General features: G+C 64.7%; 17 protein-coding genes and 3 pseudogenes. 4 read left to right on the top strand and 16 right to left on the bottom strand.

The window, feature by feature from the left end:
• Positions 1-112: 112 nt before the first annotated feature.
• From ACSKB8_RS12280 to ACSKB8_RS12260, 5 genes are all read right to left on the bottom strand, one after another.
• The gene (locus ACSKB8_RS12280; protein WP_438104323.1) at positions 113-1,756 is read right to left on the bottom strand and encodes a lysine--tRNA ligase; all 1,644 of its coding nucleotides are present in this window, start codon (positions 1,754-1,756) and stop codon (positions 113-115) included.
• A gap of 229 nt (positions 1,757-1,985) precedes the next feature.
• The gene (locus ACSKB8_RS12275; RefSeq protein ID WP_438104321.1) at positions 1,986-2,921 is read right to left on the bottom strand and encodes a transporter substrate-binding domain-containing protein; all 936 of its coding nucleotides are present in this window, start codon (positions 2,919-2,921) and stop codon (positions 1,986-1,988) included.
• Between the two features lie 217 nt (positions 2,922-3,138).
• On the bottom strand, positions 3,139-3,729 hold the full coding sequence (locus ACSKB8_RS12270) for an SCO family protein (RefSeq protein ID WP_438104320.1): 591 nt from the start codon (positions 3,727-3,729) through the stop codon (positions 3,139-3,141).
• A gap of 23 nt (positions 3,730-3,752) precedes the next feature.
• A complete protein-coding gene (locus tag ACSKB8_RS12265; protein WP_438104318.1) occupies positions 3,753-3,947 on the bottom strand; it encodes a hypothetical protein in 195 nt (64 codons plus the stop codon).
• 110 nt (positions 3,948-4,057) lie between these two features.
• The gene (locus ACSKB8_RS12260) at positions 4,058-4,579 is read right to left on the bottom strand and encodes a hypothetical protein (RefSeq protein ID WP_370987783.1); all 522 of its coding nucleotides are present in this window, start codon (positions 4,577-4,579) and stop codon (positions 4,058-4,060) included.
• Between the two features lie 263 nt (positions 4,580-4,842).
• On the opposite strand from ACSKB8_RS12260, the pseudogene ACSKB8_RS12255 reads away from it, so the two are divergent.
• Positions 4,843-6,500: pseudogene (locus ACSKB8_RS12255) on the top strand (FAD-binding dehydrogenase).
• 36 nt (positions 6,501-6,536) lie between these two features.
• Here ACSKB8_RS12255 and ACSKB8_RS12250 read toward each other — a convergent pair.
• From ACSKB8_RS12250 to ACSKB8_RS12240, 3 genes are all read right to left on the bottom strand, one after another.
• Complete coding sequence (locus ACSKB8_RS12250; protein ID WP_438104316.1) at positions 6,537-6,839, bottom strand: hypothetical protein; 303 nt, start codon at positions 6,837-6,839, stop codon at positions 6,537-6,539.
• Positions 6,840-6,884: 45 nt separating this feature from the next.
• Entirely contained in the window at positions 6,885-8,993 is a 2,109-nt protein-coding gene (locus tag ACSKB8_RS12245) for a methyl-accepting chemotaxis protein (RefSeq protein ID WP_438104315.1), read from the bottom strand.
• A 517-nt stretch (positions 8,994-9,510) separates the two neighbouring features.
• Positions 9,511-10,515: a PAS domain-containing protein gene (locus ACSKB8_RS12240; RefSeq protein WP_438104313.1), complete on the bottom strand. Its 1,005-nt coding sequence runs from the start codon at positions 10,513-10,515 to the stop codon at positions 9,511-9,513.
• A 250-nt stretch (positions 10,516-10,765) separates the two neighbouring features.
• Between ACSKB8_RS12240 and ACSKB8_RS12235 the strand changes: the two genes are divergently transcribed.
• The 3 genes from ACSKB8_RS12235 to ACSKB8_RS12225 all read left to right on the top strand — a co-directional run bounded on the left by ACSKB8_RS12235 (position 10,766) and on the right by ACSKB8_RS12225 (position 12,697).
• On the top strand, positions 10,766-11,647 hold the full coding sequence (locus ACSKB8_RS12235; RefSeq protein ID WP_438110505.1) for an alpha/beta hydrolase family esterase: 882 nt from the start codon (positions 10,766-10,768) through the stop codon (positions 11,645-11,647).
• Positions 11,648-11,779: 132 nt separating this feature from the next.
• The gene (locus ACSKB8_RS12230; RefSeq protein WP_027575148.1) at positions 11,780-12,130 is read left to right on the top strand and encodes a RidA family protein; all 351 of its coding nucleotides are present in this window, start codon (positions 11,780-11,782) and stop codon (positions 12,128-12,130) included.
• Between the two features lie 201 nt (positions 12,131-12,331).
• Positions 12,332-12,697 (top strand): nuclear transport factor 2 family protein, encoded by a 366-nt coding sequence (locus ACSKB8_RS12225; RefSeq protein ID WP_438104311.1) that lies wholly within the window; start codon positions 12,332-12,334, stop codon positions 12,695-12,697.
• A gap of 190 nt (positions 12,698-12,887) precedes the next feature.
• Here the strand turns inward: ACSKB8_RS12225 and ACSKB8_RS12220 are convergent, their stop codons facing one another.
• The 8 genes and pseudogenes from ACSKB8_RS12220 to ACSKB8_RS12185 all read right to left on the bottom strand — a co-directional run bounded on the left by ACSKB8_RS12220 (position 12,888) and on the right by ACSKB8_RS12185 (position 21,608).
• Positions 12,888-13,739, bottom strand: a complete 852-nt coding sequence (locus ACSKB8_RS12220; RefSeq protein WP_438104309.1) for an amidohydrolase family protein — start codon at positions 13,737-13,739, stop codon at positions 12,888-12,890.
• A gap of 3 nt (positions 13,740-13,742) precedes the next feature.
• On the bottom strand, positions 13,743-14,720 hold the full coding sequence (locus ACSKB8_RS12215; protein ID WP_438104307.1) for an aldo/keto reductase: 978 nt from the start codon (positions 14,718-14,720) through the stop codon (positions 13,743-13,745).
• Positions 14,721-14,827: 107 nt separating this feature from the next.
• Positions 14,828-15,760, bottom strand: a complete 933-nt coding sequence (locus tag ACSKB8_RS12210) for a sugar-binding protein (RefSeq protein ID WP_370991067.1) — start codon at positions 15,758-15,760, stop codon at positions 14,828-14,830.
• Positions 15,761-15,851: 91 nt separating this feature from the next.
• Positions 15,852-16,934, bottom strand: coding sequence for an ABC transporter permease (locus tag ACSKB8_RS12205; RefSeq protein ID WP_438104305.1), 1,083 nt, complete (start codon positions 16,932-16,934; stop codon positions 15,852-15,854).
• The gene (locus tag ACSKB8_RS12200) at positions 16,934-17,692 is read right to left on the bottom strand and encodes an ATP-binding cassette domain-containing protein (RefSeq protein WP_091885062.1); all 759 of its coding nucleotides are present in this window, start codon (positions 17,690-17,692) and stop codon (positions 16,934-16,936) included. Before ACSKB8_RS12200 ends, ACSKB8_RS12205 begins: the two co-directional genes overlap by 1 nt.
• A gap of 12 nt (positions 17,693-17,704) precedes the next feature.
• On the bottom strand, positions 17,705-19,027 hold the full coding sequence (gene xylA, locus ACSKB8_RS12195) for a xylose isomerase (protein WP_438104303.1): 1,323 nt from the start codon (positions 19,025-19,027) through the stop codon (positions 17,705-17,707).
• Positions 19,028-20,482, bottom strand: a pseudogene (gene xylB, locus ACSKB8_RS12190) (xylulokinase). It abuts the gene before it with no gap.
• 81 nt (positions 20,483-20,563) lie between these two features.
• Positions 20,564-21,608 (bottom strand): annotated as a pseudogene (locus tag ACSKB8_RS12185) (LacI family DNA-binding transcriptional regulator).
• Positions 21,609-21,675: the final 67 nt, after the last annotated feature.

Raw genomic sequence — 21,675 nt, 5'->3', positions numbered from 1 at the left:
GCCCTGCGCGAAGGCGGGGAATCTCAGTACACCGCGGCCTCTCGGCTCTATCACAACCGCCTCTGGAATACTGGATCGCCCGCCTTCGCGGGCGATGACAGCGGGAGTGCGCTCATGCGCTTCGCGCCAGCGCGCCGTCGATCATGTTCACCGCGTTCTGGATGCCGTACACCGCGACGAAGGAGCCGAAGCGCGGGCCCTTCTCCTGGCCGAGCAGCACCTGGTAGAGCATGTTGAACCAGTCGAGCGTGACGCCGGGACGGCCATCCTTGCCCTTCTTGACCTGGTCGAGGAACGGCTCGCGGCGGCCGACCTCGTAGACGACGTTCTGGATGTCCTCGACCGAGGCATCCTGCGGCAGTTGCGACAGCGCATCGCGCAGGTCCTGGAGCGCGGCGCGCTCTGTGTCCGTGGGCACGCGGAACTGCTTCGTTGGCGCGACGAAGTCGCGATAATAGTTGATGGCATAACCGACCATCGCATCCAGCTTCGGATGCGTCTGCGGGCTCACGCCGGGGCGGTAGCGGCCAATAAAACCCCACAGCGTCTCGGCATTCTCCGCGTTCGACGACGACACCAGCGTGAGCAGGAGCTGGAAGGTGACGGGCATATCGCCCTTCGGCGGCTTGCCGTTGTGGATGTGCCAGACCGGATTGCCGAGCTGCTGCTTGCCATCCTGCTTGGCAAAGCCGTCGATGAATTGCTGATAGTCGTCGACATTGCGCGGGATGACGTCGAAATACAGCCGCTTGGCCGCCTTCGGCTCGCGATACATGAACAGCGACAGCGATTCCGGCGAGGCGTAGCGCAGCCATTCGTCGATGGTGAGGCCGTTGCCCTTGGACTTCGAGATCTTCTGGCCCTTCTCGTCGAGGAAGAGCTCGTAGTTGAAGCCTTCGGGCGGCGTGGCGCCAAGCGCCCTGGCGATCGCGCCGGACAGCTTCACCGAATCGATCAGATCCTTGCCGGCCATCTCATAGTCGACGCCGAGCGCGACCCAGCGCATCGCCCAATCCGCCTTCCATTGGCATTTGACGTTGCCGCCGGTCACGGACGTCTCGACTTCCTGGTTGGTATCGGGGTCGACATAGGTCACCGTGCCGGCTGCGACGTCGCGGCGGATCATCGGCACCTGCAGCACGACACCGGTCGTCCTGCTGATCGGCAGGAACGGCGAATAGGTGGCGCGGCGATCGGGGCCGAGCGTCGGCAGGATGATGGCCATGACCTTGTCGTAGGCGGCCAGCATCTTGAGCAGCGTCGCATCGAAGCGGCCCGATGTGTAATAGTCGGTCGAGCTGGCGAACTCGTAATCGAATCCGAAATGATCAAGGAAGGCACGAAGCCGCGCATTGTTGTGATGCCCGAACGAAGGGTGTTCGTTGGAGAACGGATCCGGCACTCGCGTCAGCGGCTTGCCGAGATGCGCGGCCAGCATGTCCTTGTTGGGGACGTTGTCGGGCACTTTCCGAAATCCGTCCATGTCGTCGGAGAAGGCGAGCAGGCGCGTCTTGATCTTGTCCTCGGTCAGCACGCGGAAGGCGTGCCGCACCATCGAGGTGCGCGCGACCTCGCCGAACGTGCCGATATGCGGCAGGCCGGAGGGACCGTAGCCGGTCTCGAACAGCACCTCGTCCTTCGGGCTTTTCTTCAGCCGCGCGACAATGGCCTTCGCCTGCTCGAACGGCCAGGCGTTGGATTGTTCGGCGAGCGCACGCAGGTCGCTCGGGTTCGCAGCAAGGTCGATAACGGACATCAGGGGCCTCCGGGCCGCGGAAAATAGCGATTTCCGGGCAGAATGCAAAAGTTCGTGCGGCTGTCGCCGCGCTTACTCCCTCTCCCCGTTCTTACGGGGAGAGGGTTGGGGTGAGGGGCTGCTTCCGCGATCACGGTGAGAATTGGACTCGCGGAGAGTTCCCCTCACCCGGAATTTGCTCTCGCAAATTCCGGCCTCTCCCCGCACGCGGGGAGAGGCGAACAAGGAGCTAAAACGGGCTCACCGAAAAATACCGCAGCCACAGGTCGGTGTAGCGGCCTTTTTCCCAGACGCGGAACAGGGCCCAGTTCAGGGCCTGGCGCAGCACGTCGTTGCCCTTGCGCACGGCGATGCCGATGCCCTCGCCGAAGAAGCGGCTCTCGACGAAGGGGCCGCCGGAGAAGGCGCAGCAATCGCCGGAATCGGTGCCGTTGATCCAGAACGCGAGCGAGATGGCGTCGCCGAAGATGAAATCGACCTCGCCCTTGCGTAAAGCGCTGCGGAGCGCATCGTCATTGGGATAGGCGTGCAGCTCGGCGTCGGTGAACATCGCCTTGAGATACGCCTCGTGCGCGGAGCCGGCGATGACACCGACCTTCTTGCCTTCGAGATATTCGGGACGGATCTCCGGCATCACCGCGTCCTTGCGCGAGACGAAACGCGCCGGCACCCGGTAATAGGGATCGGTGAAGTCGACGCGGGCGCGAAGCTGTGGGCTCACGGCCATCGAGGCGATGATGGCATCGCCGCGGTTCGAGGTGAGCGCGTCGACCAGCGTCTCGAAGCGGCGCATCTGCACCGTGCAGGTGACCTTGATCTCGTCGCACAGGCTGCGTGCGAGATCGACGTTGAAGCCGGCCGGATTGCCGTCGGCGCCGGTGAAGTTGAACGGCGGATAGTCGGTCTCGGTCAGGAAGCGGATCACGGTCAGGCGCGACAGGTCCGGCCGCTCCGGGCGGCGCCGCGGGTCCCAGAAGCCCGGCACGGCCTGTGGGGCGGCCTGGGGTGCGGTTTGCGGCGTGGCCTGAGGCGCCGTGGGCGGCCGCTTGGCTGGTGTCTGGGCATTCGTGGCGCCTGTCCCTGCGAACAGGCAGGCACCGATGGCCAGCCCCATCAGCAAACCACGGGCAGATTTCGACGATTTCGCCTGTTGCGATGGAGCCATCGGCCGGAAATGAACGAATTGCGTTGAGATCGGAGGGCCTTATAGACCATTCGGCCCGGAACGCGAGCGCGGAATGTGGCCAAGGTAACGGTGCGCTCCCTCCCCCGCCTGCGGGGAGGGGTGGGAGAGGGTGCCTCCGCGAGCGAGAACCCCAGCGCGGAGAGAGCCCTCACCCGCGCCTTCGGCGCGACCTCTCCCGCAAGCGGGAGAGGTGTCCCTAGAGATATCGCTTCAGCTCGGTCGCGGACTCTTCGGGGCTTCGCTTCAAATTGAACGGCGAGACGAAGCGGCCGTCGCGGTCCATCAGATAGACCAGCGCGGTGTGGTCCATGGTGTAGTCGCCGTCCTTGGTCGGGACCTTCTTGGCGTAGACACGGTAGGACGTGATCACCTTGGCGACCTCGGCGGGATCGCCGGAGAGGCCCTCAAGATGCGGATCGAAGCTCGTCAGATAGTCCTTCATCGCCGCCGGTGTGTCGCGCTCGGGGTCGACCGAGATGAAGATGGCATTGACCTTGTCGGCATCCTTGCCCATCGCACGCAGCACTTCCGAGATCTCGAACAGCGAGGTCGGGCAGACGTCGGGGCAATGGGTGTAGCCGAAGAAGATCAGGGTCGGCTTGCCCTTCAGGGTCTTGTCGGTGACGGCCTTGCCGTTCTGGTCGGTGAGCTGGAACGGACCGCCGATCGCCGCCGGTTGCGCCACCTTGCTCACGCCACCCATGGCCCAGAACATGATCAGCAGCCCGACAATGAGGCTTGCGGCGAAGGCAGTTGCGATCACCAGCGGACGGGCGATGGAGCTCATTGGCGGAACACTTCCTATCGGGATCAGAAGCAGGCGGCGAAGCCGGTCCTGATCATTTCGAAGAACACCTGGGTGCCGTAATGGAACCAGAGCGCGAGGGCGGCGACCACGACCAGCGCGCCGAGACCTGCGCCCACCCACAGCAGCACGGACGGCATCCGACCGGCATTGGGCGAATTGTCCGATACAGGATGAGCCGGATGCAGTGGTTGAGCCATGGCAATGACCGGGGCGAAGGCCCCGGTTCCCAGGCCTTCAGATAGGCTTTGGGCCGCCCGCGGACAAGACACCCGCGTCGGCCCAAAAGGATCCCATCATGCCGCGAAGATCAGTGAAGCAGCTGGCCCCGAGCGGATTCGAGTTGCTCCGCTTGTGGGAGAGATCGGCGCGACGGTCTGTTGCTCGAGGCTTGCGCGTCCAGGTAGCAGGGCTTGTACATGGCCTCGAGCTGCTTGCCCCTCAGGAAGAGCATGCGTGGGGTCAGCCCGCCCCGCTGGCCGATCCAGCGCCTCACTTGCGAGGGATACATCGCGTAGAGCATCTGGGTCGCTTCGGGATTGGTGACGGCGCGGCCATTGCTGCCGAAATCCCAGGCGGCGTGGAAACCGAGCGTTGCATGCGAGGTCACGCAGATGCGGTCGCGTGGGATGGCGCCGAGGACGATGGTGCAGGCGGAGGCGCAGAGGCCGTCGATAATGACGGTTTCGCCTGACTGACGCAGGTCCTGGTACCTGTCGACGTAGGTTCCGATCCTGCCGCCGCGGTCATCCGCGATACGAACCACTGCGTGAGAAGCCCCCATGCCGGCGATCAGGAGAATCGCCGCAAGCAACCCCGTCAGAAACTTCATTGTTCCCCGCCCCAGTCGGATTCGAATCTGCGTGTCAGTGGTGATGCACGGCTAGCGTCTGTCGACGCTGCGATTTTGTCTAGGCGCCTCGGCTCAGTCAAAACAAATTCAAATACAGTGTTGCGTCCGCGCTGCACTCGGCTGGTCTCTATCCCGAAGTGGAACAAGTTAATGTTGTCTTACGGGCCGCACCCTTGATCTCAGTTGCAACCGCTGGCTTCAATCCGGGTAACTACCGGGGGAACCCGTGGAGGGGGAGATACATGGCGGAAGAAACTGACGTCATCGTGGTCGGCGCGGGATTATCGGGCCTCGTGGCCGCAACCGAGATCGCGGACGCGGGCAAGCGCGTGATCGTGGTCGACCAGGAGGGCGAGCAGTCGCTCGGCGGCCAGGCGTTCTGGTCGTTCGGCGGATTGTTCCTGGTCAATTCGCCGGAGCAGCGCCGGCTCGGCATCAAGGACTCCTACGAGCTCGCGCTCCAGGACTGGATCGGCACCGCCGGCTTCGACCGCGACGAGGATTTCTGGCCGCGGCAATGGGCCGAGGCCTATGTGGCGTTCGCGGCCGGCGAGAAGCGCGATTGGCTGCGCGCCATGGGCCATCGCATCTTTCCCGTGGTGGGTTGGGCCGAGCGCGGCGGCTATGACGCGATGGGCCACGGTAATTCGGTGCCGCGCTTCCATGTCACCTGGGGCACCGGCCCCGGCATCGTCGAGCCATTCGAGCGCCGCGCGCGCGAAGCCGCCCGAAGCGGCCGGCTGACCTTCAGGTTCCGCCATCGCGTTGATGCGCTCTCCATCACCAACGGCACCGTGGATGGCGTCAGCGGCGCCGTTCTTGCCCCCGACACTATCGAGCGGGGCAAGAGCTCGTCACGCAACGTCGTCGGCGAGTTTGCGTTGAAGGCGCAAGCCGTGATCGTCGCCTCCGGCGGCATCGGCGGCAATCATGAGCTGGTGCGGCAGAACTGGCCGAAGCGGCTCGGCGAGCCGCCGAAATTCATGATCTCGGGCGTGCCCGAGCATGTCGATGGCCGCATGATCGGCATCACGGAAAAGGCTGGCGCGCGACTGATCAATCGCGACCGCATGTGGCATTACGTCGAGGGCATTCAGAACTGGAATCCCATCTGGCCGCGCCACGGCATCCGCATCCTGCCCGGCCCGTCCTCGATGTGGTTCGACGCCACGGGCACGCGGCTGCCGGCGCCGCTATTCCCCGGCTCCGACACGCTCGGCCAGCTCAAATACATCATGTCGACGGGCTATGATTATTCCTGGTTCATCCTGACGCAGAGCATCATCAAGAAGGAGTTTGCGCTGTCGGGCTCGGAGCAGAACCCCGACCTCACCGGCAAGAGCTGGCGCATGACCTTGCGCCGCGCCACCAACAAGGGGGCGCCGGCGCCGGTGGAGGCGTTCAAAAGCCACGGTGTCGACTTCATCGTGCGCGACAAGCTCGATGAGCTCGTTGCAGCCATGAACGAGCTCGCCGGCAGCGATCTCCTCAGGCTCGAGCACATCAGGATGCAGATCGAAGCGCGCGACCGCGAGATCGCCAACCCCTACGTCAAGGACGCGCAGGTGATGAACATCCACAATGCGCGCCGCTATATCGGCGAGCAAGCGATCCGCACCGCCTCCCCGCACAGAATCCTGGACCCCGGGCATGGACCGCTGATCGCGGTGAAGCTCAACATCCTCACCCGCAAGACGCTGGGCGGCTTCGAGACCGATCTCGAGTTGCGCGTGTTCGGGGAAGAGGGCAGCGTCATCCCCGGCCTCTATGCCGTCGGCGAAGCCGCCGGCTTCGGCGGCGGCGGCATGCACGGCTACCGCTCGCTGGAGGGCACCTTCCTCGGCGGCTGCCTGTTCTCGGGCGCAATGCCGGCCGCTCCGCGGCGAAGGCGGTGGGGTGATCGGCGAGACCGGCGCCGCGCGGCGGCGCACCCGCCTCAGCCGCGGCGAAGCAAGTCCTGCAACAAGCGTTCGGTCAGCGAGAGCTGATCGAGCCGCAGAGACAACAGCTCGTTCAGCTCGGCCATGTGGACTCGAAGTCCCTCGGCCTCCGGCCCGTCATCGAGGTTGCGGACAAAATCGCCGAGCGCCCTGAGACATTGCTGCACTGTCACGATGCTTTGCTGCAGCGATTTGCAGTCTCTGCTGGTATTGGCGACCAGGCTGGTTTGGTTGAGCGGCAACGCGATGACGTTATCGACCGCGCCCGCGAGCGATTCTTGTGTGGTTCGATCGGCCATCGCGTTCCCCCATGCGATACTGGTAGGGCACCTCGTCTCTTCGGGTCAGGCTGCGCGCACCGTGGTCAGGAACTGCTCGACCTCGGAGTGCAATCGGGCGCTGTCCTTCGACAGCATTTGTGCCGAGGCAAGCACCTGGGTTGAAGCCGAACCAGTCTCCGCCGCCCCGTGCTTCACATCGCTGATGTTGGCTGCGACCTGGTCGGTGCCTTGCGCCGCCTGCTGGATGTTGCGGGCAATCTCCTGCGTCGCCGCTCCTTGCTCTTCGACCGCCGAGGCGATCGCCGAAGAAATCTCCGAGATCCTGCCGATTGTTCCGCTGATCTCCTTGATCGCGATCACCGATTCCTGGGTGGCGGCTTGAATGTCGGCAATCTGATGACCGATCTCCCCGGTCGCCTTCGCTGTTTGCTCGGCCAGCGCCTTGACCTCGGACGCAACCACAGCAAAGCCGCGCCCCGCTTCGCCGGCTCGCGCCGCTTCGATCGTGGCGTTCAGAGCGAGCAGATTGGTCTGCCCCGCGATCGTGTTGATGAGTTCGACGACGTCGCCGATGCGGGTGGCCGCCTGCGACAGCTTGTTGACCCGATCGTTTGTCCTCTGCGCCTGCTCCACTGCCGCGCCGGCAATTCTGGCGGCGTCCTGCACCTGGCGGCCGATTTCGGTCACGGATGAGCTCATCTCCTCGGTGGCGGAGGCAACCGATTGAACATTGGTCGACGCTTCTTCGGAGGCGGTGGAGACAACGCTCGAGAGCTCCTGGGTGTTCTCCGCGGTCTTGCTCAGGGTCCGGGCCGCCGCTTCGAGCTCGGTCGATGAGGACGACAGCGTCTTCACGATGTCGCCGACCGCGTCCTCGAACTGACCCGCGAGCCTGTGCATGTCGGCTTTGCGTTGAGCGGCCGCGCGAGCCTCCGTCTGTGCCTGCTCGGCGCGCAGACGCTCGGCCTCGATCATGTTGTCTTTGAACACCTGGACGGCGTTGGCCATCTCGCCGACCTCGTCGGTACGGCCAATACAGGGAATCCCTGTGGAGGTATCGCCGCCGGCGAGCTTGCCCATGGCAAGGGTCATCCCCCGAATCGGGACGGCGATCGAGCGGGACGTGAACAATGCGATTGTCCCGCCGAGGCCGACTCCCGCGGCTAACAGAGTCCACAGGACCAGCTTCAGCAGCGAGATGCTGTCCTGCACGCCGCGCGTCTCCTCGACGAGCATCCGCTTCTGATTGGACTTGATGCCTCCCGAGCGGGTGCCGTCCACGCCCTTGGGCCCGTCGAGCAGGTCGAGAATCCTTGCGGCGCGTGGCGCGGCTTCGGTCACCAGCAGATAAACCGGCGCGTTCCAGTCCGGGAACTCGCGAAGCGCGAAGATCCTTTCATAGAGGGGCGCGAACTCGCTTTTCGCCTTTGCGATCTTGTCGAAGGACGCCTGTTGCGAAGCAGTGAGCAGGTCCTTTCGCGCATTGACTCCCGCATAGCCTTTCTCAAATGCCTCCCACGGCCTTCCGAATTTTTCCTTGTCGGTCTTTTCGCCCGAGAGCAGGTACATCCGGAGCAGGGCCGTGGCAGCGGCAAAATTACCCCGCGTGTCGGCCATCGCCTTAAGCAACTTCTTCCGTTCTGGCGTAGCTTCCTGTGCTTCCTCCTGATCGATCATCTTCGTGATCTCGGAGAAGATCACGTCTGCGCGCGGGCCGGCCTCGCCGACCATGAGCTTGGTCGCCGGATAGGCGTCAGGGGTGAAAGCGATCGCTTCGGCCTTGTCCTGCGCCGCACGAAACTCGGCGAGCAGCAGCTTGGCTTGCTCCCATTTTTGCCTGTTCTCGGGATTGGTGAATTGCGCCGCCTGCTCTTCGAACGCAGCTACAGTCCTATCCATCTCCTTCCACATTGACATGCGATCGAGCTTGCCTTGCGGATTCCCGCTCAGCAAATAGCCGCGCAGGGTCGCGAGCGTGGAATAGAGATTGCCGATCAGCTCGGTGCTCGCCAGCGCGACCGGCGTGCGCAGGTTCGTCATGCGATTGACCGTCGTTGAAATGCGCTCGACCTCGAACATGGTGTAGCCGGCGGAAAGGGCGATGATGGCGCAGACTGCAGCAAATCCCGCGATTAACCGGCCACCGATACGAAATTTGAAATAAGAAGACATTGGCAAATACTCCGCAGCTATGGCCGCTATGGCCTAAGACATCGCATGAAAATCCCCGCGCGGACGTTGCCGCAGACGGATATGACCGTTTGACATGACCAGATCGGGCGATACCCCACCATTCCGATCGCGACAGCATTGGCGCACCCGGCTGGCAATGATCCCAGACAGATCGACGCGCGCGCCGCTTGAGCAATCCTGACGACGATGCAGCGCCCCCGTTACCCCGCTACTACCGTCAGTTTTACGTCCCTCCGACTCTGACTTTGACGTGTGTGACCAAGGTGACCAAAATTGCTTATTGCGACATTAAGAAAAATTTGTTCGCGAGGTCTCTCAACGCGCAAAAATTGAGCGCTGCTTCTGCAGCCGGAATTAAAGTGCGAGGCCTTGCCAGGATCTTGTTGTCTCTCAATCGACAGAGCGCTGCGCCAACATCAAAACTGGTGAGAAGTGGGCTCGATCTCACCTCGATCTCCGCAAAAATCGATGGCGGTCGCGATTGGCTGCTTGACGACTATCTCGGCCTCACGCCAGGTTTCCCGGCTCCGAAGATAAGCTCGATGCCCGCAGACGAGAGCGTGGCGCAAAGAGTCGTCAATGTCTCGTCGGGCAGGCGCAGGAGACCGTTCTGCTCCTCAAGCCGGCGAATCACGGCAGCAGAAATCCCGGTTCGCGCGGCGAGCTGTTTCACCGACCAGTTCAGCATGCCGCGGGCCGCGCGCAATTGCGTCCCCGTCAATCTCGACGGCGCGGCCTGTTGGATCGAGGGTCGCTGCTGGTTCACGTCCGTGGAGATTCCCAACCATTCCCGAATACCGCCATCCGCGTCCGGGACCGGCACAGCCCTGCAATGGTACCAGCGGTAGGAGCCATCGGACTGGCGCAGCTGATGCTCGACATCATAGGGCTGTCCCGTTTCGACGGCGGCCGCCCAGATCCGCAAGGCCGTTTCGCGCTCCTCTTCGGGAAGCAGATCGAGCCAGCCTTTGCCGAAGAACCGGTGCGCGTCCGGCTTGTTCTCCGCATTCAAGAGCGCAGTAATCCGGCCGTCCTGACTGCCGACCCACAGCAATCCGCCGGCGACCTGCATCATCGCCGCGTAGCGACCTGCATCTGTCTTGAGAGGCTGCAGCGAGCTGCGTTGTTCGGTGATGTCGATGGCGACGCCGACCACGCATTCCGGCTCGCCGGCGGAGTTCATAAATGTCTCGGACTGGATACGGATCCAGCGCAGTGCACGATTCGGCCGGATGATGCGAAACTCGCCGTCGAGCAAAGACCGGTCGAAGGCCAATTCGCGTGGATCGCGCTGCGGACGGCGATCCTCCGGATGAATTCGTCTCTCAATTTCCGCATAGCTGGGCGCGACGGCTTGGGGATCGAGGCCCAGCAGGCCGTAGAAGCCACGCGACCACTGCATCCGGCCTTCGGCATCGCAGCGCCAGACGCCAGTCCCAAATTTTTCTTCAAAAAGACGAAGTATCTCTGAAGGGTCGAGGTAGTTTTCCAGGTGGCGCAATTCAGCCCCCGTCGTGATAATTTCTCTCAACTCCCAATTGCAGTCTATCTCGGTTTCTCCGTCTGACGCAGCTCAATTCGCGATTGTGGCAAAATATTTGTGCAATCACGCGGTATGTACATGCGGTTGAAGGTCGCGCCGAGATCTTGAACTTGGTTACGTTCGTCGAAGCGGCTAAACGCTATCGATGGTACCGATCATGGCCTGGATGATACGACCCGCCTTGCACGTTGCCTCGTTCTGGCTGGCGATGATCTGCTGCTTCTCTCCTGCATCCGCCGAGACGATCGACGTCAACGGCGTGAAGCGCTCCTACACCGCGCAGCTGCCGGCGAAAAAGCCGGCACCGCTCGTCATCGTGCTGCATGGCAAGACCCAGCGCGGTGCCGACATGGTCGCGCGCACGGCGTGGCCGCAGCTTGCCAAGCGCGAGGGCCTAGCCGTGGTCTTTCCGGACGGGCTCAACCATGCCTGGGCCGATGCGAGGACCAAGGCGGGACCCGCGCTCCGCGGCCCACCCGAGGGCACCGATGACGTCGCGTTCATCGCAAAGCTGGTCGAGAAGCTGGTGGCCGACGGCACGGCCGACCCGAAGCGCGTTTATGTCACCGGCATCTCCAATGGCGGTGCCATGGTGATGACGCTGGTTTGCGCCCGCGCCGATTTGTTTGCGGCGGGCGCGAGCGTGATCATGAACCTCACTGAAGAGGCCGCCGTCACCTGCCATCCGTCGCGGCCGTTGCCGATGCTGCTCATGAACGGCACCGCCGATCCGCTCGTCCCCTACGAGGGTGGTCGCGGGTCGAGCTATTATGCCGCAGACGGGTTCTGGTCGACGGACGAGACGCTGGCATTCTGGCGCAGCCTCAATGGCTGTGAGACCGATGACGCCGAGGTGACCGAGATGCCCGACAGGGCGCCCGCAGACCAGTCCACCGTGACACGGATCAGCTCGCGCTGTCCGACCGGGCACGACGTCGTGCTCTATCGCATCAACCATGGCGGCCACCGTATGCCGGGATTTGCACCGGACGCGCGTTTCCCGAAAGTCGCGACCAAACTGCTCGGCCCGCAGAACGGCGACATCGACGGCGCCGAGACGATCTGGGCTTTCTTCAGCCAATTTCGCTGAGCGGCGCATCGCGCGCAGGCAACGCATGCGTGCCTGGCAACGCATGCGTGCCTGGCAACGCATGCGTGCCTGGGGTGGCAGAGCGCGGGTCGCTGGGCTAGACAGGGCCGCCCTTCCACCAGGAGACCCCAAATGAGCATTCAGCGTTTTGAAACCGGCCCGCGCATGAGCCAGGTCGTCGTGCACGGCAACACCGTCTATCTCGCCGGCGTCGTCGCGAACAAGGCGGCCGGCGAAAGCGTGACGAAACAGACCCAGGACATCCTGGCAACCATCGACGGTCACCTCGCCAAGGCCGGCACCGACAAATCGAAGCTGCTCTCGGCCACGATCTACATCACCGACATGAAGACGTTCGGCGAGATGAATGCGGTGTGGGACGCCTGGGTCTCGCCCGGCAATACGCCGGCCCGCGCCACCGTCGAAGCCAAGCTGGCGGCGCCGCAATATACCGTCGAGATCATGGTGACCGCGGCGAAGTGATGCCCGCATGAGATTATGCGTGCGCCTGAGGCGCGATGAAACATCATCGCGCCTCAGTTTTTTTTGCGCATGGTCTGATCGGAAAACCGCTCCACACTTTTCCGGATCATGCGCATGACCTCCGAGGTAATCGATCGGCGCGCGCATTCCTTCGATAGTCGCGGTCAGCCGGACAACACGGCGCCATCGAAGGAGAGTACCATGACCGACCCCGTCACCATCGCCCGCCGCTACATCGAGCTCTGGAACGAACGCGCCGCCGGCCGCCGCCGCGAGCTGCTCCGCGCGAACTGGACCGCGGACGCGAACTATGTCGATCCCCTGATGAAGGGCGATGGCCAGGACGGCATCGACGCGCTGATCGCCGGTGTGCAGCAGCGCTTTCCCGATTTCAGATTCAAGCTGATCGGCGAGCCCAACGGCTACGGCGACCATGTGCGCTTCTCGTGGGGACTTGGTCCTGACGGCGTCGACAGCCCGATCAAGGGGACGGACTTCGCCGTGCTGAAGGACGGCCGGATCAGGAGCGTGACAGGATTCTTGGATCAAGTGCCCGCGGGGGCGTGAGGCTCTGCGCCTCCCCTGGAGGGGGAGGGTCGGCTCACATTGAGCGCAGCGAAAATGTGAGACGGGGTGGGGTGACAGTCTCTCCACGGCAGCGGTGCCCGAGTGGAGAGATCGACCCCACCCCGCTCGCGCTGCGCGCGGTCGACCCTCCCCCTCCAGGGGAGGGTAAGAAACAGCCCGGTGCTTCGCTCTAACTGCCAACCCCCAACCGATACGCCGTCCGTGCGTTCACACCAAACGCCTTCTCCCTCACCTGCGGACCAAGCTTCATCAAGCACGCTTCCAACGCACCCTTGATCTCGCCGTAGCTGCCCGCAAGCAGACACACCGGCCAGTCCGAGCCGAAGATCAACCGATCCTCGCCAAAGCATGTCGCGACATGCTGAACGAACGGAAACAGACGCTCCGCATCCCAATCGCTCCAGACTGCTTCCGTCGCTAACCCTGAAATCTTGCACCAGACATTGCCGCAGGCGGCGAGCGCTTTGATGCGATCGGCCCATTCGTCGCTTCCACCGTCGGCGATCGGCGGCTTGGCGGCGTGATCGAGCACGAAGCGTGCTTGCGGGAAGGCCTGGGCGGTTGCGATGGCCGAGGGTAGCTCGCGGGTGCGGACCAGGAAATCGTAGGCGAGATCGCGGGCGAACACCGCCGTGAGTCCGCGCTGGACGTCCTCGCGCAGCAACCAATCCGGATCGGACTCGTCGTGCACCTGGTGGCGGATGCCGACCAGCTTGTCGCCACCGGGGGAGGCTCGAAGGCGATGAAGCGTCTCGTCAAGTGCCCCGTCCGTCAGATCAGCCCAACCGACGACACCGATGACAGAGGGCGTCGCATCCGCGATGCGCAAGAATTCCTCGGTCTCCTCCAGCGCGGAGCGGCATTGCACCAGGATGCTGGCGTCGATGCCGTTTGCTTTCAGCAATGGTGCGAGATCGCCGGGACCGAAGGCACGGCGGATCGGCGTGAGCTCGTCCGCCTCCATCCAGGGATAGTCGGCGCGCGCCGGATCCCAGAAATGCTGGTGACCGTCGATGATCATGGCTCACGCTCCGCCCGGCAGCGGCGCCCGCGCATCGACGAGGTTTCTCGCGCGCAGCTCCTGCCAGAAGGCCTGCGGCACCGCCGCCTCCGACATCGCGATGTTGTCGGCGACTTCCGCGGCATTGCGCGCGCCCATCACGGCGACCGTCACGGCCGGATGGGCCATGCAGAACTGAAGCGCTGCGGCTTTCAGCTCGGTGCCGTGCTTGCGGCAGAGCCCGTCGAGTTCGAGCGCACGCGCGACAAGCGCCGAATTGGCGTCCTGATAATTGAACTTCGCACTCGTGTGCGGATTGGCCAGGATGCCGCTGTTGTAGATGCCGCCGAGCAGGATGCCGATGTTCCTGGCCTGGCAGGCTGGAAACAGCGCATCCAGCGCGCCCTGATCGAGCAGCGTGTACCGGCCGGCGAGCAGGAAGCAGTCCACGGGCACGGCGTCGGCAAAGCGGACTGGCATCTCCGACTGGTTCATGCCGGCCCCGATCGCCTTGACCGTGCCGTCCTCGCGCAGGCGCTGCAGCGCGCGGAAGGCACCGGCGACGGCATCGTCATAATGATCGTCGGGATCATGCACGAGCAGGACGTCGACACGATCGAGCCCGAGCCTGGCGAGGCTTTCTTCTACCGAGCGCATCACGCCGTCATGGCTGAAATCGAACACCGGCCGCTCGCGCGGCGTGCCCTTGTAGTGCTCGTCCTCGGCGGCAGCGCCCTCCGGCGCGCGCAAGAGACGCCCGACCTTGGTCGAGATCGCATAGGATTCGCGCGGCGGCTGCTGCAGGAACGCGCCGAGCCGCCGCTCGGCCAGGCCAAAGCCGTAAAGCGGTGCGGTATCGAAGAAGCGCACGCCGAGCGACCAGGCACGTGCGATCGTCGCTTCCGCATCGGCATCGCTCACGGGGGTGAACAATCCGCCGAGCGGAGCGGAACCGAGGCCGATTGAGGTGACGTCGAGAGAGCCAAGGCGCGACCGTTTCATTCCCATTGCCTTCCAGGAGTTTTCCTTCCAACGTCCAAATCATCTCCCCCGCTCGCGGAAACCGCAAGCGGGGAGGCAGGCAGGAGCGCGGGGCTGGCGGCGCGCTCCTACTTCAACATCTGCGCAACGTTGTCCTTGGTCACCAGATCGAGGCCGGTGTAGACGATCTCCGGCACCTTCTCGCCCTTCTTGATGGCGAGCAGCGTGTCCATCGCCTTCTCGCCCATTTCGAACGGGCGCTGACCGACCAGCGCATTGGCATAGCCGTCGCGCAGCAGCTCGAGCTGCATCTTGAGCGTATCGGCGACGACCAGCGTGAACTTGCCTGAATCGATGTCCTTCTTGTTCCTGGAGGCGAACGCCTTGAAGCCTTCGGGCGCGAACATCGGCCAGCCGCCGATGGGAACGATGGCCGCAAGGTCCGGCGTTGCGGTGCGCATATCCGTCATCTGCTGCACCGCGAGCGCGGGATCGTCGTTGCAGAAGGTCGGCGAGCCCGCGACTTCGGTCCATTTCGAGCCCTTCAGCGCCTCGCGCACGCCGTCGACGCGCTCGGCGAGGTTCTTGGCGCCGGGACCGCCCGAGACCATCGCGTATTTGCCGCCGTCGGGCCGCATCTTCAGCAATTGCTTGCCGAGGGCCAAGCCGAACTCCTTGTTGTTGGTACCGATATAGGCGATGCGCTTGGAGCCCGGTGCATCGGCATCGAAGGTGATGACGGGGATGCCGGCTGCGGTCGCCGCCTCGATCGACTTGGTCATGGCCGCGACGTCGGCGACCGAGATGGCGAGGCCGTCGACCTTCTGCGTGACGAAGTCCTGGATGATCTGGGCCTGCGTCGCCGGCTCATGCTCGACCGGACCCTTGTAGATGCACTCGATATTGCCGAGCTCCTTGGCGCGCTTCAGGCAGCCGTCGCGCGCGAAGTCGAAGAACGGATTGTTCATCGCCTTCGGCACGATGACGAAGCGGTAGTTCGCAGCGAACGCCGGCGTTGCCATCATTGCAACAGTGATGCCGGCAAGAAGAAGTTTCCTCATTGTCTCCTCCACCCTTGCGCCTATCCTCTCAAAGAAGCGTCCGGGAAGCGGATAGGCGGCATGTTCGTTGCCCTCCCGAAACGACGTCACCTCAGCTCATCCGCGAGCGCACGCGATCGACCAGCACGGCCAGGATGATGATCACGCCCACCAGCGCCTGCTGCCAGTAGGAGCTGACCTGGGCCAGCACGAGCCCGTTGCGGATCACCTCGAGCAGCACGCAGCCGACGATGGCCCCCAACGGACCGCCGATGCCGCCGGCGAGGTTGGCGCCGCCGATGACGGCCGCCGCGATCACGTTGAGCTCGTAGGATGTCGCCATGTTGGCGGGCGCCGATCCGAGCCAGCCGGAGATGATAATGCCCTGGAGCCCTGCCGCGAGCGCGCAGATCACGTAGACCTCGATCTTCACCCGCACCACCGGAATGCCGGTGAGCTCGGCCGCCTTCTCGTTGCCGCCGAGCGCGAAAACGTGGCGGCCGAACGAGGTGTGGTGCAGCACCACGGCCATCGCCAGCGCGAGGATCACGAGATAGATGAAAGGCACGGGCACGCCGAGCACGTCACCCGAAGTAGCTGCGTAGAAATAATCGGCGTCCGGTCCGCCCGGAAAACTCCCGCGGCCGTTGGAGACGACATAGCCGAGCCCGCGCACGATCGAGAGCATGCCGAGCGTGGTGACGAAGGGCGACAGGCCGAGCACGGCGATGCAGAAGCCGTTGACGAGACCGGCGATCAGCGCGACGCCGAGGCCGGCGAGGATCGAGACCAGCAGGATCAGCCCCGGCACGTTGGCGAACACGGTCTTGCCGTCGGCCGCAATGTGCACGAACAGCGAGGCGCCGAGCCCGCCGGGCGTCGACAGCTCGGTCATCACCATCGAGGTGATCATGGCGGAGAAGCACATCATCGAGCCGACCGACAGGTCGATTCCGCCGGTGATGATCACGAAGGTAACGCCCAGCGTCGCAATGGCGATGAAGGAGAAGTTCTTCGCCACATTCTGCATGTTGCCTTCGGTGAAGAAGTATGGGCTGGCGAAGTGCATGATCACCAGCAGCACTGCCAGCGCGAGCAGGACATAGCCGGTCTGGGAGGCGAAGATGCCGCGCTGCCACCATCTGATCCGGCCGATATTGGTGAAGCTGATCGGAGATTCCATGGGCATGGCCATCACGCCGCCTCCTTCGCGCCGGTGATGAGAGCGGTGACCTCCTCGGGGGAGGTCTGGTGGATCGGCTTGTCGGCCCGCTTTTCGCCACGGCGCATGACGACCACGCGGTCACACACCGCGAATACGTCGGGCATGCGGTGCGAGATCAGCATCACGGCGACACCCTGCTCCTTCAGCCGGTGGATCAGGCCGAGCACCTGCTCGACCTGGCGCACCGAGATCGCGGCGGTCGGCTCGTCCATCATGACCAGCCGCGCGTTGGAGAGCCGCGTCCGTGCGATCGCGACGGCCTGGCGCTGGCCGCCCGACATCTGCTTGACGAGATCGTCAGGGCGCGTCTCCGAGCGCAGCTCGCCGAACAGCTCCAGCGCGCGCGCCGCCATCGCCTTGTGGTCGAGCAAGGCAATGGGTCCGAATTTGCGCTTCAGCTCGCGGCCGAGGAAGACGTTGGCGGCCGCGGTCAGATTGTCCGATAGTGCGAGGTCCTGGTAGACGACCTCGATGCCGACGGCGCGAGCGTCGACCGGCCGGTTGAAATGGACCGCGCTGCCGGCAAAGCGGATCTCGCCGTGCGTGGGGCGGAAATTGCCGGCGATGATCTTGACCAGCGTCGACTTGCCGGCGCCGTTGTCACCCATCAGGCCGACCACTTCGCCCGGGAAGACCTGCATGTCGACGTCATGCAGCGCGCGGATCGCGCCGAACTCCTTGCCGATGCCGGTCAGCTCCAGGACCGGGGTCGCGTCAGCATTTGCCATCAGCGCACTTCCTCAGACGTAGCGGTTGACCAGGGATTCCAGATATTCCTGCCGCCCCGAGCGCGGCTGCGGGTCGAAGCCGGGGCCGAGCGCACGGTCGGCGAGATCGGCGAGCGAACGCTGGCCGCCGAGAATGGCCCGGCCCTCGGGGCCGGCCCATCCCTCGTAACGCTTCGCAAGCGGCGTGGTGAGCGCGCCGGCGTCGAGCATGTCGGCGGCGGCGAGGAAGGCGCGCGCGCAGGCATCCATCGAGCCGACATGGGCATGGATCAGATCGTCAGGATCGATCGACTGCCGCCTGATCTTGGCATCGAAATTGAGCCCGCCCGTGGTGAAGCCGCCGCGGTTCAGGATCTCGTGGAACACCAAGGCGAGCTCCGGCACGTTCATCGCGAATTGGTCGGTGTCCCAGCCGAGCAGATCGTCACCGCGGTTGATGTCGAGCGAGCCGAACACGCCGAGCGCCTCGGCGAGCGCGACCTCGTGATGGAAGGAGTGACCGGCGAGGATCGCATGGTTCTGCTCGATGTTGAGCTTGACGTCCTTGAGAAGATCGTAGCGTTCGAGGAAGCCGTAGCAGGTGGCGACGTCGAAATCGTATTGATGCTTGGTCGGCTCCTTCGGCTTCGGCTCGATCAGGATCGGGCCCTTGAAGCCTATTCTGTGCTTGTGTTCGACGACCAGCGAGACGAAGCGGCCGAGCTGGTCGAGCTCGCGCTTGAGATCGGTGTTGAGCAGCGTCTCGTAGCCCTCGCGCCCGCCCCACAATACGTAGTTCTGGCCGCCGAGCCGATGCGTCACCTCCAGCGCGGCACGAACCTGGCCGGCGGCATAGGTGAAGATCTCGGGGTCCGGATTGGTCGCGGCGCCCGCCATGTAGCGACGATGCGTGAACAGATTGGCGGTGCCCCAGAGCAGACGGACCTTCGCGGAAGCCATCTTGGCTTCGAACAGATCGGCGATCGTGTTGAGATTGGCGACGGATTCGGCGAGCGAAGCACCTTCCGGCGCCGCATCCACGTCGTGGAAGGTGAAGAACGGCACGTCGAGCAGGCGAAACAGCTCGAAGGCGATATCGGCCTTGGCCCGCGCCAGCGCCATCGCATCATTGCCGTGGTGCCAGGGTCGCTGGAAAGTCTCACCGCCGAAGGGATCGCCGCCCGGCCAGCAGAACGAATGCCAATAGCAGACCGCAAAGCGCAAGTGGTCCTCCAGCCGGCGGCCATGCACGAGGCGGTCCTTGTCGTACCAGCGGAAGGCGGGCGTGCTTTCCGCATCTTTGCCGGCAAAGGCGACAGGCGTGCTGGCCTCGAAGAATTTGGCTGACGCGTTCACTTAAGATAACTCCTTCAATGCGGGATAAAGCGCGCGCCACCGCCGATAGGCCTCGTCATAGGCCGCAGTGACGGACGGGCGGGGTGTGAAGCTCGCGAGCCGCCGCGGGGGTTTGGCAGACCTCCGCGGGGTCTTCGCCGGTCGCGGCGATGCGGCCGAGGCGCGCAGCGCCGAGCGCGGCGCCGACCTCGCCTTCCTCGATGCGATGAACGGGAATGCCGAGCACGTCGGCGCAGATCTGCGCCCACAGCGGCGAGCGCGAGCCACCGCCGACGAGATCGACCTCGGCAAGCGGCCCACTCGCTGAGCTCAGCGCCGCCAGATCGTCGCGCGCGGCAAAGGCGACGCCTTCGAGCACGGCCTGGACGATCTGCGCCCGCCCTGTCGCGCCGCGCAAGCCCACAAAGGCGCCGCTGGCGGCGGCATCATTGTGCGGGTGCGCTCGCCATCCAGGTACGGCAGGAACGAGACGGGACTCGGTCCGTCGACGCGCTCGCCGAGCGGCGCCAAAAGCGCTGCGGCCGGCGTCTCCATCACGCCAGACAGCCAGGCGAGCGATGCCGCTGCCGACAGCATCACCCCCATCTGGTGCCAGAGACCGGGCAGCGCGTGGCAGAAGGCATGCACGGCCGAAGCGGGCGCCGGCGCGAACCGGTCGGTCACGCGGAAGACCACGCCGGATGTGCCCAGCGACAGGAAGGCATTGCCCGGCGCGATCGCGCCAAGTCCGATGGCGCTTGCCGCATTGTCGCCGGCGCCGCCGGCAACCACGACATTCCCGGTCATGCCCCAGCGCTGCGCCCATTCCGGCGCAAGCACCGCGCTCACTTCGCTGCCCTCGACGAGGCGCGGCATATGATGCAGATCGAGCCCGGTGGCATGCAGCAACAGGGCCGACCAGCGGCGCAGACCGACATCGAGCCATAGCGTGCCAGCCGCGTCCGACATATCCTCGACCATCTCGCCGGTGAGGCGATAGCGGACATAGGCCTTGGGCAGCAGCACCTTTGCCACGCGATCGAAGATTTTTGGCTCATGCCGCGCGACCCAAAGCAGCTTCGGCGCCGTGAAGCCGGGCATGGCGAGATTGCCGGCGATCGCGTGCAACGACGGACAGCGCCGCTCCAGCGCGACGCATTCGGCCTGCGAGCGGCCGTCGTTCCAGAGAATGGCCGGGCGCAGCGGCCGTCCGTCCTCGCCAAGCAGCGTTGCGCCGTGCATCTGGCCTGAGAGCCCGATGCCGGCTACCCGCGCGACTTCGCGCGGATGGCGAGCGGCGAGATCGTCGACCGCGCCGATCGCCGCATCGGCCCAGGCATCCGGGTCCTGCTCGGACCACAGCGGCGCGGGATGCGACAGCGCAAGCTCGCGCGCGGCCGTCGCGACAATCGCGCCGGCTTCGCTCACGAGCACCGCTTTCACACCGGACGTGCCGATATCCACGCCGAGATACACGCCATCCTCCCTTTTGCCTGTCGCGGTGCGCGATCTTGACGTCGCGTTCACCGCAGCGGACCGTTTCGAAATCCACTGCCGCTAGGGCAGATTGTCCCGCATCACGATGTCGATCCTGATCTTCTCCTGTTCGCGCAAGATCGGCTCGCCGCGGGCGAGCGCGAGCAGAACGCGCACGGCGGCACGCGCTTCGTGGCCTGGGTTCTGCGAGATCGCCGCATCCATCACGCCCTGCAACAGCAGCCGCCGTGTCAACGCGGTGACGTCGTGCCCGACGAACACCACCTGCTTGTCGCGGCCGGCATCGGTCAAAGCCTTGGCCACGCCTTGCGTGCCGGCGCCGACGTTGTAAAGGCCGACAATGTCGGCATGCCTGCCGAACAGCCGCGCCAGCAGTTGCTCCGAACGCTCGTCCTCGTCGCGCCCTTCCAGCACCGGCAGCACGCTGAGATCGGGGAATTCCGTCGCCATCACCTGGTTGAAGCCGAAGATGCGCTCGGCGTGATCGCGCAGGCCCTGCGAACCCGCGACGATCGCGACCTTGCCGGACCTCTGGCCGACCAGCCGCCCGACCAGCGCGCCGGCGGTGCGACCCGCAGCGATGTTGTCGATGCCGACATAATGGTGGCGGCCCGAGGACGGCACGTCCGAGACCAGCGTCACCACCTTGGTGGCCGGCATCGACGAGATCGTTGATGGCGGCGCGGACGCCGGGATGGTCCAGCGCCACCACGGCGATGCCGTCGTAATCGCCCGAGAGCGACTCCAGCGAGGCCGCGAGCGCGGAGGGGTCGAACACGTCGGTTGCGATCATCTCGACGCTGAGGCGGCGGGCCGACAGCCAGGCCGACATTTCGCCGAGATAGGCTTCGATCTGCTGCATGAACGGATTCGGCCCCGACGGCATCACGAAGGCGAAGCGCCGGACGCGGCTGCGGGCGAGCTCGGCGGCGGCGACGTGCGGTTGGAACGAATTGCGCTCGATCGCCGCCTTGACGCGCCGGACCGTGTCCGGCCGGACGCCCGGACGGTTGTGCAGGACGCGGTCGACCGTCGCCAAGCTGACGCCCGCCTCGCGGGCGATGTCCTTCAGCGTCAGCGCAGTCGGGGTGAGCGTCTCGGCCATGGCTGAAGGCTAGCAGAGGTGTTTTGAGGTGCGCAACTCATTTTGAGGGATGCGGGTCGTTTTCCTC

The sequence above is a fragment of the Bradyrhizobium sp. BR 1432 genome (genome assembly GCF_051547705.1).
GTDB classification, from domain to species: Bacteria; Pseudomonadota; Alphaproteobacteria; order Rhizobiales; family Xanthobacteraceae; genus Bradyrhizobium; species Bradyrhizobium zhanjiangense.
This window is presented reverse-complemented; position numbering and strand designations above follow the sequence as displayed.

Bases quoted from the DNA above. Each gene is read 5' to 3' on its own strand.
- ACSKB8_RS12280 (WP_438104323.1), bottom strand. From the start codon at position 1,756: ATGTCCGTTATCGACCTTGCTGCGAACCCGAGCGACCTGCGTGCGCTC.
- ACSKB8_RS12275 (WP_438104321.1), bottom strand. From the start codon at position 2,921: ATGGCTCCATCGCAACAGGCGAAATCGTCGAAATCTGCCCGTGGTTTG.
- ACSKB8_RS12270 (WP_438104320.1), bottom strand. From the start codon at position 3,729: ATGAGCTCCATCGCCCGTCCGCTGGTGATCGCAACTGCCTTCGCCGCA.
- ACSKB8_RS12265 (WP_438104318.1), bottom strand. From the start codon at position 3,947: ATGGCTCAACCACTGCATCCGGCTCATCCTGTATCGGACAATTCGCCC.
- ACSKB8_RS12260 (WP_370987783.1), bottom strand. From the start codon at position 4,579: ATGAAGTTTCTGACGGGGTTGCTTGCGGCGATTCTCCTGATCGCCGGC.
- ACSKB8_RS12250 (WP_438104316.1), bottom strand. From the start codon at position 6,839: ATGGCCGATCGAACCACACAAGAATCGCTCGCGGGCGCGGTCGATAAC.
- ACSKB8_RS12245 (WP_438104315.1), bottom strand. From the start codon at position 8,993: ATGTCTTCTTATTTCAAATTTCGTATCGGTGGCCGGTTAATCGCGGGA.
- ACSKB8_RS12235 (WP_438110505.1), top strand. From the start codon at position 10,766: ATGATCTGCTGCTTCTCTCCTGCATCCGCCGAGACGATCGACGTCAAC.
- ACSKB8_RS12230 (WP_027575148.1), top strand. From the start codon at position 11,780: ATGAGCATTCAGCGTTTTGAAACCGGCCCGCGCATGAGCCAGGTCGTC.
- ACSKB8_RS12225 (WP_438104311.1), top strand. From the start codon at position 12,332: ATGACCGACCCCGTCACCATCGCCCGCCGCTACATCGAGCTCTGGAAC.
- ACSKB8_RS12220 (WP_438104309.1), bottom strand. From the start codon at position 13,739: ATGATCATCGACGGTCACCAGCATTTCTGGGATCCGGCGCGCGCCGAC.
- ACSKB8_RS12215 (WP_438104307.1), bottom strand. From the start codon at position 14,720: ATGAAACGGTCGCGCCTTGGCTCTCTCGACGTCACCTCAATCGGCCTC.
- ACSKB8_RS12210 (WP_370991067.1), bottom strand. From the start codon at position 15,760: ATGAGGAAACTTCTTCTTGCCGGCATCACTGTTGCAATGATGGCAACG.
- ACSKB8_RS12205 (WP_438104305.1), bottom strand. From the start codon at position 16,934: ATGGCCATGCCCATGGAATCTCCGATCAGCTTCACCAATATCGGCCGG.
- ACSKB8_RS12200 (WP_091885062.1), bottom strand. From the start codon at position 17,692: ATGGCAAATGCTGACGCGACCCCGGTCCTGGAGCTGACCGGCATCGGC.